Source organism: Bradyrhizobium sp. WSM3983 (assembly GCF_000473045.1).
In the GTDB taxonomy this organism is placed as follows: domain Bacteria; phylum Pseudomonadota; class Alphaproteobacteria; order Rhizobiales; family Xanthobacteraceae; genus Bradyrhizobium.
Window position 1 is genome coordinate 1 of the sequence record NZ_AXAY01000064.1, and the last position, 9,093, is coordinate 9,093.

Here is a 9,093-nt window from a genome sequence, read left to right on the forward strand (position 1 = left end):
TCCGTCTTGGTGAGCACGACGAAGTCCGCAAACGCCACCTGCTTCATGCATTCGAAGTGCCGCTCCATCGACGCTTCGATCGTCGTTACATCGATTGCGCAGACGACGCCGGACAGCCGGAAGCACCTTGCGACGACATGATCCCGAAACCCCGCTGCCGGAAGACCGCCCGGTGTGACCTGATTGATGATCGGAGCCGGATCGGCCAGCCCGGTCGTCTCGACGATCACGCGCTTCAACGGCGGGACAGCCTTGCTCTCCACAGCGTCGTAAAGTTCGAACAGGGAAGTCCTGATGTCGCTCGCGACCGTGCAGCAGAGGCAGCCTGTGGTCGTCACCATCATTTCGCGTTTGTTCACCCGAACAAGATCGTGATCGATGGAAATATCGCCAAACTCGTTGATGATGACGGCGGTGTCCGCAAAGGCCTCGCTTTCCAGGAGCTCGTTGAGCAGCGTGGATTTCCCGGCACCCAGGAAGCCCGTGAGGATCGTCACCGGAATCGGCTGGTCTATCTTCATTGGTGGGCTGGGCACTCAATTGGCATTGGGCTCAATGGCAGGAAAGGCACTCGGACGGGGTCATACTCGGTTTGTAATGTTATAACATTGCATGTATATAGGCAACGTTCGCGTGGATCTGGTCACGATGGATTGTCCCACCGCACGTCGGCAGAGTTCTGTTTGCTTCCGCGCATCGTCAGGCAGAAATCAGCGCGCTCTTTCGATGAACAGCCGACTGCTTTTAGCGATCCTGCTGTACGCTGCCGCATCGGCGACCGCTGCGCTGGTGCAGGACAAGGGCACGCTGGATCCCCAACCGCTGGCGCCGCTGACCAATCCCAACGATCCGCATCTCGGCGCCAAGGAACTTTTCGGACGAAAAGCACTGCCGGCGCCGTCGGCCGTTCGCTCCATCGGCTTCTATGCCAAAGGCTGCCTTGCCGGCGCGCAGGCGCTACCGATCAACGGCAAGACGTGGCAGGTGATGCGGTTGTCGCGTAATCGCAACTGGGGCCATCCCGACATGATCGCGCTGTTGGAGCGACTGTCCGACAAGGTGCATGAGGTTGCCGGTTGGCCGGGATTGCTGGTCGGAGATTTGTCGCAGCCGCGCGGGGGACCGATGCTGACCGGACACGCCAGTCACCAGGTTGGGCTCGACGCCGATATCTGGCTGACGCCGATGCCGGACCGGGAATTATCACGTAGTGAACGTGAAGAGATGTCGGCGGTCATGATGGTGCGCCCGGATCGCCTCGATGTCGATCCGAAGGCCTGGACTCCGAGCCATTTGCTCGTGATCCGCGCCGCCGCACAGGACCCCGCCGTGGAGCGCATCTTTGTCAATGCGGCGATCAAGAAGGCGTTATGTCGAGAGGCCAAAGGCGACCGAAGCTGGCTCTCCAAGGTGCGCCCGATGTACGGGCACGACTATCATTTTCATGTCCGGATCAAGTGCCCGTCGGGCAGCAGCGAATGTCAGTCGCAACCGCCGCCCTCCGAAAAAGAGGGCTGCAGCGCGGGCGATCTCGCCTACTGGTTCAGTGAGCCGGTACTGCATCCAAAGTTACCGACAACGCCAGTGAAGCCAAGACGTGAGATGACACTTGCTGAACTCCCGGCTGCTTGCCGGCAGATACTGATCGCGCCGTAGAGCAGGCTTGGAAGCGATCCAGGCCCTGTACCCATAAACCCAGCGGTGTAATCGGCGAAGAGAACGTCCGCCGTGCACCTACAGCGACCAAGTTGGCGCGGCACTGAAATATGTCGTTATGGCCAACGGGGACAATTTTGAGACACTAGATACCTAACCTCTCTGGCCATCTCTGCCTCCTTTCGAGCCGACGCAATCAGAGGTGCACGGCGCTGGAGTATCTCTTGTGTTAACGCCGGTCCGGCACCCTCCGGACTACCAGCGGCGAAAGGTGGCTTTGGATCGTATTCGATCAAAAGCTGTATCCGCTTGATGTTGGTGTTCAAAGCCTGCGTGAACGGTGAGTCCTGCATCCTGCAGCCGTCGCCGCACAGGTAACCGCCCCATTACAACAGCTAGCTAACCATGGGGCTCATCGAGAGTCGACGGTAGCCCTGCTTAGAAGGACGCGAAGCAGCGCAGGCGAAAACGTCGGTCAACTGTATCCCAAATATCACGTTGGTTTCAGACCCTACATCACTTGCTACAATCGCCTCGTTCCACCGCTATGGAGCCCGCGACCTTGTCGAACGCTTCTTCCAGTAGTGTCGTCGAGTCGCAACGCGGTACAGCAAGCTTGCATTGTCCAGCTTGCATCTATCAGGCTATGGCTGCGTGCTCATGAGCCCACGCCCTAACCCACGGGTTCGCTCGTGCAGTCCGCGCACTCTCCCTCCAACTCGATAATCGGGTGCAAGGGTTTGAAGCCGGTCGTCTTCGCCACGCCCCGCAAACCGCGCGCGACCAGATCGGAAGCTGCTTCCTGAACCGCGCCGCATTGGCTGCAGACCATGAAGACAACCATCTCGCCGCTCCCATGAAGGTGATCGCAAGCGAAATAGGCTGATTGAGAGGCCAGTCGATGGACACACCCCGCCTCCTGCAGGAACTCGAGAGCGCGATAGACCTGAACCGCCTGCACCCTGCGCGCGTCGCTCAACTTCTCGGCGATCTCGTAGGCGGCCATGGGCTTTCCGGATGCCGCAAGCAAGCCCAGCACGCGCTGACGCATCGCCGTGAACGGAATTCCCTTCGATGTTGCGTAGGCGCGAGCGCGGCTCTGCACCGCGTCGGCATCGATGGCGTGACGATGCGCTTCCGCGTGCCCGCCACTGGCACTCTGATCCGGATCACGAGCCATTGAAATCTCGCCTTGACGACATGGAATGTAATAATATAACAGGCGCCATGTCATAATATTACACCCTGGAGCGTCCATGACCAAGCCCCAAGTCGCCGAAACGCCCAGCGTCCCCCGCAATCGCGAGCCACTGGTTTGCGAGCCATTGGGCGCGGTCGTTCTCGGAATCGACTTCAGGTACAGGGGGCGCGAGCGGGTCTACAACCCAGACAAGATCTGGTCGGGGGAACACACGATCCTGGACTACACCGAGATCTAAGGGCGATCGTTGCAAAACGTGCCTTTGAATCGACAGGTGGCCGGCGCAGCAATTGCCATTTGGATTTGTTGGTGCGTGCTTCCGTATTTCTGCGGCAGCCCACATCGCCTCGACCGGTAGCGGCGGCTTCCGCAGTGGATTTGCACATCCGCTCACTGGGCCAGACCATTTCCTTGCGATGTTCGCCGTCGGGCTGTGGGGCGCCCAGATGGGCGGTCGCCCGGTTTGGACCTTGCCGGTGACTTTTCCGCTGATCATGGTTGCCGGCGGTGCTGCCGGAATGTTCGGCCTACCGCTTCCGGGCGTGGAGATCGGCATCGCGCTCTCGATTCTCGCGCTCGGCTCGGCAATCACTTTTGCCTGGCATCCCGCGGAATGGACGGCGCTTTGTTTGATCGCTGCTTTTGCAATCTGTCATGGATACGCGCACGGAGCCGAGCTGCCCTTTGCGGCAGATCCGGCCGACTACATCATCGGCTTCGTCCTCGCGACGGGCCTGATCCACGTCTTTGGCATCGGCGTTGGATTAGCACTCAACAAGCCGCTTGGGGGTCGCCTGGCTCGCGGGCTCGGAGTGCTGATCGGCCTCGGCGGAGTCTACTTCCTTGTCACAGCACTCTCAGCCGCATGAACCTCCCTCCGACGTGCTCGCCGCCGCGAGCAAATGGAGTGGCCCGGCTCTGATGGCGCTCGGATTGCTCGCGGCGGCAGCAATCGCGCTGCCCCCCGCTGCGGGACGCAGCACGCTCGTGTGGTGGATATTATCGAGTGCACTCGCACCTGAGCGGATACTCCCGCTGGTCGGACTCGGCGTTGCCCTCGCCCTCGTGGACCGTCGTTACAGCCTCGGAGCACTTGCGCTGTTCGGCGGCGGCTTGGCCGTCGGCTTTTTCCGTAAAGACTGGTTGCTGTCGGTATTGGAGGCAATTCCGCGCGCAACAAGCCACCACTTCCTGACTGGACCAATCTCCACTGTAATCGTCGGCGTGGCACTTGTGCTACCCGCTGCGCGACTGCGTTCATGGTTTTTGCTCATCGCCGCCGCCGTCGCCGGAAGCATGCTGGCGGCCGCGATCGAGGTGAGTGACCCCAGCCTCCACGATATTGCGATCCCTCTGGCGGGAGTGGTCGTCGCATTTTGGATCGTCGCGGCCGTTTCGCTGACCGTGCGGGCGTTCTGGCGCATCTGGTTTCCGATTCCAGCGCGTATTCTCGGCAGCTGGCTGATTGCCATCGGCCTGCTCTACGGCGGGGCGTCGCTGATACCGAAGCAAAAGTCGGCATTTCCACCGCCCACTGAACCAACGCCGGACACCTTTCGGTTCCCAGAGCCGGATCGCCTCTCTCCCGAGCTCGAACCACAGGACAGGCCCGGCGCTCGCATTCCCCCAGATGGCCTTCAACAGCCCTAAAGAATCGCCCGATTGAAGACGACAGCAAATGTCGCGGCGTTTTCTGGACGAGCCGTTATGCTCCGCAAGCTGAAACGGCGAGCGCAACTCTGGTGCGGTCGCCATTTCGACGCGAAATAGGAGTCCGTCCTAGTTTCGAACGATCTCGACCGGGCCGTGATCATCGCAGTGATTGCCGTGAGGATGGTGCAGATGGCCGTCGACGAGATAGTCGACATGATCGCCATGCGGGACCGCTTCGTGGCCGCAGCCAGGGCCATGGACGTGAGCAGCATCATGTCCGGAGCAGCGATGGTCGGGCGTACAGCGATCCGGGTTCTTGTCGCTCACCTCAATGCGATGTTCATCCACGTGACCAGCGTGCGGGTGGTGAAGATGACCATCGTGGAGGTAGTCCACGTGGTCGCCATGCTGAATCGCGACGTGGCCGCATTGCGGTCCGTGCGTGTGATCGTGATTGGCATGATGCGGAAGATTGCAGGTGGTCATTTCGACGTCCTTTCCTTGACTCAGTGGTGTTCGCCAGCATGCGCGACGGCATTCTTGACGAGTTGGAATACGTGGTCATCGGCGATCGAATAGATCGCGTTCTTGCCTTCGCGCCGACGTTTGACCAGCCTGGCTTGCAGCAACACCTTCAGGCGCGCCGAAACGGTACCGACTCGGTCATGTTCAGCTTCGGCGAGCTCGCCGACATTCCGCTCGCCTGCAGCCAGGATGATGAGGGTCTGGAGCCGTGCAGGATCGGACAGAGCCTTGAACATGGCTGCTGCCTCCTCAACGTGCGGCTCACTAACCGGTTTCATTACCATCCATCATTCTATTGAATGTTAGAATGTCCGAGTGACATGTCAAGCTTGGCAGGCGCCATGTCATGTAATAACATTACATCTTCCGTTACGACGTGATGTCCGCTGCAGACCCCTCCATGCGCAAACTCGATGTCCTCGCTGTCTCAACCATGACCCGCTCGGCACTCCTGCGGCTGGGCGCGGTGAGCGGCACCTTGGCGGGCCTGTGGCTGGCCATTCTCTGGGCGGTGGCGCGGCCATGAGCCCCAGCAGCAGCATTCACTTGCAAGATGTCACGATCGCGTTCGACCGACATCCCGCAGTTCATCATCTCAATGGCTCGTTTGCTCCTGGAAGCCTGACAGCAATTGTCGGGCCGAACGGAGCGGGCAAATCGACCCTTCTCAGGGCTCTGATGCACGAGCTCCCGCTTGCGTCGGGCAGGATCGATCGCGGCCACGTGATGCCGAGCGATATCGGATATCTGCCGCAGGCGGCAGACATCGATCGCCGCTTCCCGATCACGGTCGGCGATGTGGTCCTGCTCGGTGCGTGGAGCCAGGCCGGGGCTTTCCGTGCAGTCTCCGAGGGAAGCGTGTCGGAGGCGCGACGCGCGCTTTCATCCGTGGGGCTCACCGGATTTGAACAGCGACTGATCGGCACGTTGTCGGCTGGGCAGTTCCAGCGCGTGTTGTTCGCGCGATTGCTGCTGCAGGATGCCAAGCTGATCCTACTCGATGAACCCTTCACCGCCATCGATGCTCGCACCACGCACGACCTTCTCCAGGTCGTGAGGCGGTGGCACCAGGACGGACGCACGGTGATCGCGGTGCTGCACGATGTCGAACAAGTGCGCGCGCATTTTCCTCAGGCGCTCTTGCTCGCGCGCGAGCCCATCGCATGGGGCCCGACCGTGACAACCATGACGGCTGACAACCTGCTGCGAGCGCGGGTGATGGCCGAGCGATGGGACGAGACCGCTGCCATCTGTGACGTGCCGGACCAGAGCGCGGCATGACGGTCTACCAGCTATTCATCCTGCCGTTCGTCGAGTACGGCTTCCTGCGCCGCGCGCTCATCGCCTGCGTTGCGCTCGGGCTGGGCTCCGGACCCATCGGCGTGCTGTTGATGCTCCGCCGCATGAGCCTGGTCGGCGATGCCATGAGTCATGCGGTGTTACCCGGAGCGGCGATCGGTTTCCTCATTGCCGGCGGTCTTTCGTTACCCGCGATGGGACTGGGCGGACTGGTCGCCGGCCTGAGCGTCGCGCTGCTTTCCGGCCTTGTCAGCCGGTCCACGCCGCTTCGCGAGGACGCCAGCTTTGCCAGCTTCTATCTGACATCGCTCGCGCTTGGCGTTCTCATTGTTTCGCTACGTGGCTCCAACATCGATCTTCTGCACGTGCTGTTCGGGACGATTCTGGCGATCGATGCGAAGGCACTGTACTTCATCGGTGCCATTACCTCGATAACCGTCGTCACACTCGCCGTCATCTATCGACCGCTCGTCGTGGAATGTTTCGATCCTGGCTTTCTGCGCGCGATCGCCGGTCGGGGATCCCTTTACCATTTCCTGTTTCTCTTTCTGGTCGTGCTCAATCTCGTTGCCGGCTTTCAGGCCCTTGGGACGCTGATGGCGGTAGGACTGATGATGCTGCCCGCAGCGGTCGCCCAGCTATGGGCTCGAACCCTGCCCGGCATGATGTTGACTGCGGCAGCTACAGCGGCCGTATCCGGCTACATCGGACTGATCGTCTCCTATCATCTCGGCTTCGCCTCGGGTCCGACCATCATCCTGACCGCCAGCCTGATCTACGGCTGCTCGCTGCTGATCGGACCGTCCGCGGCCATGCGCCGGCTGCTTCCCCGACCGCATCTAACTGGCTGAGAGAGAACATGAGAAACGCACTCCTCCGCATTGCATTTTCGGCCCTGATGATCTGGGGAGCATTGGCCACATCGGCTTCGGCCAAAACGCTGAACATCGTCGCTAGTTTCAGCGTGCTGGCAGACGTGGTGCAGCAAGTCGGTGGCAGTCATGTGCAGGTCAAAAGCCTGGTCGGTCCCGATGGCGACCCACATCAATTCGAGCCGTCGCCCGACGATGCAAGAAATCTGAAAGACGCCGATCTCGCCTTCATTAGTGGCGAGGGCCTCGAACGCTGGTTTGAGAAGCTCGTCACGGCGTCAGGGTATCAAGGCACACCGGTGATCGTCTCGACCGGCATCAAATTGCGCGAGCGACAGCGCAAAGGCCAGATTTCGGATGACCCGCACGTCTGGAACAGTCCACTCAACGTCCTGGTGTGGGTGGCAAATATCGAGAAGGCGCTCATCGCCGCCGATCCTGAAGCTGCCGACGACTTCAAGGCCAATGCTGCTCGCTACTCACGAGAATTGCGCGATCTCGATGGCTACGCTCACGCGCACATCGACCAGATTCCGCCGCAGCAACGCAAGATTCTGACCAGCCACGACGCCTTCGGATATCTTGGACGCGATTGCGGCATCACCTTCCTGTCGCCACTCGGCCTTTCCACCGAGACAGAGGCATCCGCAAGCGACGTCGCACGACTGATCGATCAAGTGAAGGCTGAACACGTGAAGTTCTATTTTATCGAGACATCCAATGATCCGCGGCTGGTGCAGCAGATCTCGAATGCGACCGGCGCGCAGCCAGGTGGCAAACTCTACGCGGAGGCGCTCTCACGCCCTGATGGACCCGCCCCGACCTACGCCCGGATGTTTCGGTACAACATCGACGTCCTCGCAAAGGCGATGGTACCGCCAAGCAATTGAGTCGGCCGTCACACAGGAGAGGCGAACCCCGCCCATGACCAACGCCGTCAATGAGATGACCGAGCGGATGCTCGATGACGCGCCTATCAGCGCGGGCATGCGGGTGATCGACATCGGCTGCGGCCCCGGCACCGTCTCGCTCATGCTCTCTAGGCGCGTTGGAGATCGCGGTCACGTCTTCGCGGTGGACCGCGATCCCCGAATGCTTGAAGTCGCCCGTGCGCAGGCGCGCGATGCTGGTTTCTTCAATATTACCTTCGTCGAAGGCGGTTTCGATGTCGTTCTTCCAGGACACGGCACGCTCGATGGCGCAGTTGGACGCCGGGTCCTGATGTATCAGCCAGACGCAGCGCAAGCCGTAGCGCAACTCGCCCGCGCGGTACGACCGGGTGGCCTGGTCGCCTTCCACGAGCACGACACGATTGCCGTGAACGACGCCCCCGTGCGCCTGCCGCTTCATGACAAGGTCCGTAGCTGGCTCAGGGAGATGTTGCGAAAGGAAGAGGTCAATCCGCACATGGGTTTCAGTATGCATGGCGCCCTTTCGGCTGCGGGCCTCAAAGTCGAATGCGTACGGGCTGAAGCGAACGTTCTCACGCCGACGGCAGAATATCCGGTGGCTTCGATCATACGCGCGGTGCTCCCGCGTCTGCTCAAGCACGGCATCGTGACGGAGACGGACGCCGACGTCGATACGCTCGACGAGCGCCTTCTGGCTGAGCGCAAGCAAAACAATGCCACCTGTCTGTGGGAATTGGTGTTCTGCGCTTGGGCGCGGAAGCCGGCAAGATGAGAGACCTGTNCCAGTTCGTTAGAGCTGGGCTGGGATTTCGCATCATCCCAACGACAATGGCTCCGTCTCTGTCTCAATTGAAGGCAGCGGCTCGCCATGGAGCTTGGCCTCGAAACTCCGAAGCCGTTGATAGATCGAGATCAGCTCGACGATCGTGCTCCAGGCGTTGACGAGATACTGAAACGAGGTTCGGACCTGCGTGAA

Annotated in this window: 14 protein-coding genes; 9 read left to right on the forward strand and 5 right to left on the reverse strand. The window is 60.7% G+C overall.

Translation table 11 applies throughout. The annotated features are described in order from the left end of the window. A partial coding sequence (locus YUA_RS46625; RefSeq protein ID WP_035973032.1) for a GTP-binding protein occupies window positions 1-521 on the reverse strand: 521 nt, incomplete at its 3' end. 205 nt (window positions 522-726) lie between these two features. Between YUA_RS46625 and mepA the strand changes: the two genes are divergently transcribed. Continuing rightward, window positions 727-1,656 (forward strand): penicillin-insensitive murein endopeptidase, encoded by a 930-nt coding sequence (mepA, locus tag YUA_RS0140485; RefSeq protein WP_027535733.1) that lies wholly within the window; start codon window positions 727-729, stop codon window positions 1,654-1,656. A 673-nt stretch (window positions 1,657-2,329) separates the two neighbouring features. On the opposite strand, the gene YUA_RS0140490 is transcribed toward mepA, so the two are convergent. Then, window positions 2,330-2,836 carry a Fur family transcriptional regulator gene (locus YUA_RS0140490; protein ID WP_027535734.1) on the reverse strand — a complete coding sequence of 169 codons (507 nt, stop codon included), beginning with the start codon at window positions 2,834-2,836 and terminating at the stop codon, window positions 2,330-2,332. Between the two features lie 76 nt (window positions 2,837-2,912). Between YUA_RS0140490 and YUA_RS50750 the strand changes: the two genes are divergently transcribed. Genes YUA_RS50750 through YUA_RS0140505 form a run of 3 tightly spaced genes read left to right on the forward strand, consistent with a single transcriptional unit; the run spans window position 2,913 to window position 4,507 of the window. Then, window positions 2,913-3,095, forward strand: a complete 183-nt coding sequence (locus tag YUA_RS50750) for a hypothetical protein (protein ID WP_156947615.1) — start codon at window positions 2,913-2,915, stop codon at window positions 3,093-3,095. A gap of 52 nt (window positions 3,096-3,147) precedes the next feature. Beyond that, window positions 3,148-3,726, forward strand: a complete 579-nt coding sequence (locus YUA_RS46630; RefSeq protein ID WP_035973035.1) for a HupE/UreJ family protein — start codon at window positions 3,148-3,150, stop codon at window positions 3,724-3,726. 52 nt (window positions 3,727-3,778) lie between these two features. After that, window positions 3,779-4,507, forward strand: coding sequence for a hypothetical protein (locus YUA_RS0140505; protein WP_027535735.1), 729 nt, complete (start codon window positions 3,779-3,781; stop codon window positions 4,505-4,507). Window positions 4,508-4,636: 129 nt separating this feature from the next. Here the strand turns inward: YUA_RS0140505 and YUA_RS51420 are convergent, their stop codons facing one another. Both YUA_RS51420 and YUA_RS51425 read right to left on the reverse strand, forming a co-directional pair. Continuing rightward, complete coding sequence (locus YUA_RS51420) at window positions 4,637-4,996, reverse strand: hypothetical protein (protein WP_198029597.1); 360 nt, start codon at window positions 4,994-4,996, stop codon at window positions 4,637-4,639. A 20-nt stretch (window positions 4,997-5,016) separates the two neighbouring features. Beyond that, a complete protein-coding gene (locus YUA_RS51425; protein WP_035973037.1) occupies window positions 5,017-5,319 on the reverse strand; it encodes a helix-turn-helix transcriptional regulator in 303 nt (100 codons plus the stop codon). 116 nt (window positions 5,320-5,435) lie between these two features. Here YUA_RS51425 and YUA_RS52445 point away from each other — a divergent pair, with 116 nt between their 5' ends. From YUA_RS52445 to YUA_RS0140540, 5 genes are read left to right on the forward strand one after another with little or no spacing between them, the layout of a single operon-like run. Next, the gene (locus tag YUA_RS52445) at window positions 5,436-5,561 is read left to right on the forward strand and encodes a hypothetical protein (protein WP_256375418.1); all 126 of its coding nucleotides are present in this window, start codon (window positions 5,436-5,438) and stop codon (window positions 5,559-5,561) included. Continuing rightward, window positions 5,558-6,316: a metal ABC transporter ATP-binding protein gene (locus YUA_RS0140525; protein ID WP_035973039.1), complete on the forward strand. Its 759-nt coding sequence runs from the start codon at window positions 5,558-5,560 to the stop codon at window positions 6,314-6,316. The genes YUA_RS52445 and YUA_RS0140525 overlap by 4 nt, the downstream gene beginning before the upstream one ends. Beyond that, window positions 6,313-7,185: a metal ABC transporter permease gene (locus YUA_RS0140530; protein WP_027535739.1), complete on the forward strand. Its 873-nt coding sequence runs from the start codon at window positions 6,313-6,315 to the stop codon at window positions 7,183-7,185. The genes YUA_RS0140525 and YUA_RS0140530 overlap by 4 nt, the downstream gene beginning before the upstream one ends. An 8-nt stretch (window positions 7,186-7,193) precedes the next feature. After that, a complete protein-coding gene (locus tag YUA_RS0140535) occupies window positions 7,194-8,096 on the forward strand; it encodes a metal ABC transporter solute-binding protein, Zn/Mn family (protein ID WP_027535740.1) in 903 nt (300 codons plus the stop codon). Window positions 8,097-8,130: 34 nt separating this feature from the next. Next, window positions 8,131-8,889 carry a methyltransferase domain-containing protein gene (locus YUA_RS0140540; RefSeq protein ID WP_027535741.1) on the forward strand — a complete coding sequence of 253 codons (759 nt, stop codon included), beginning with the start codon at window positions 8,131-8,133 and terminating at the stop codon, window positions 8,887-8,889. A gap of 42 nt (window positions 8,890-8,931) precedes the next feature. On the opposite strand, the gene YUA_RS52450 is transcribed toward YUA_RS0140540, so the two are convergent. Next, the coding region (locus tag YUA_RS52450) for an SbmA/BacA-like family transporter (protein ID WP_305728027.1) at window positions 8,932-9,093 on the reverse strand (162 nt) is incomplete at its 5' end.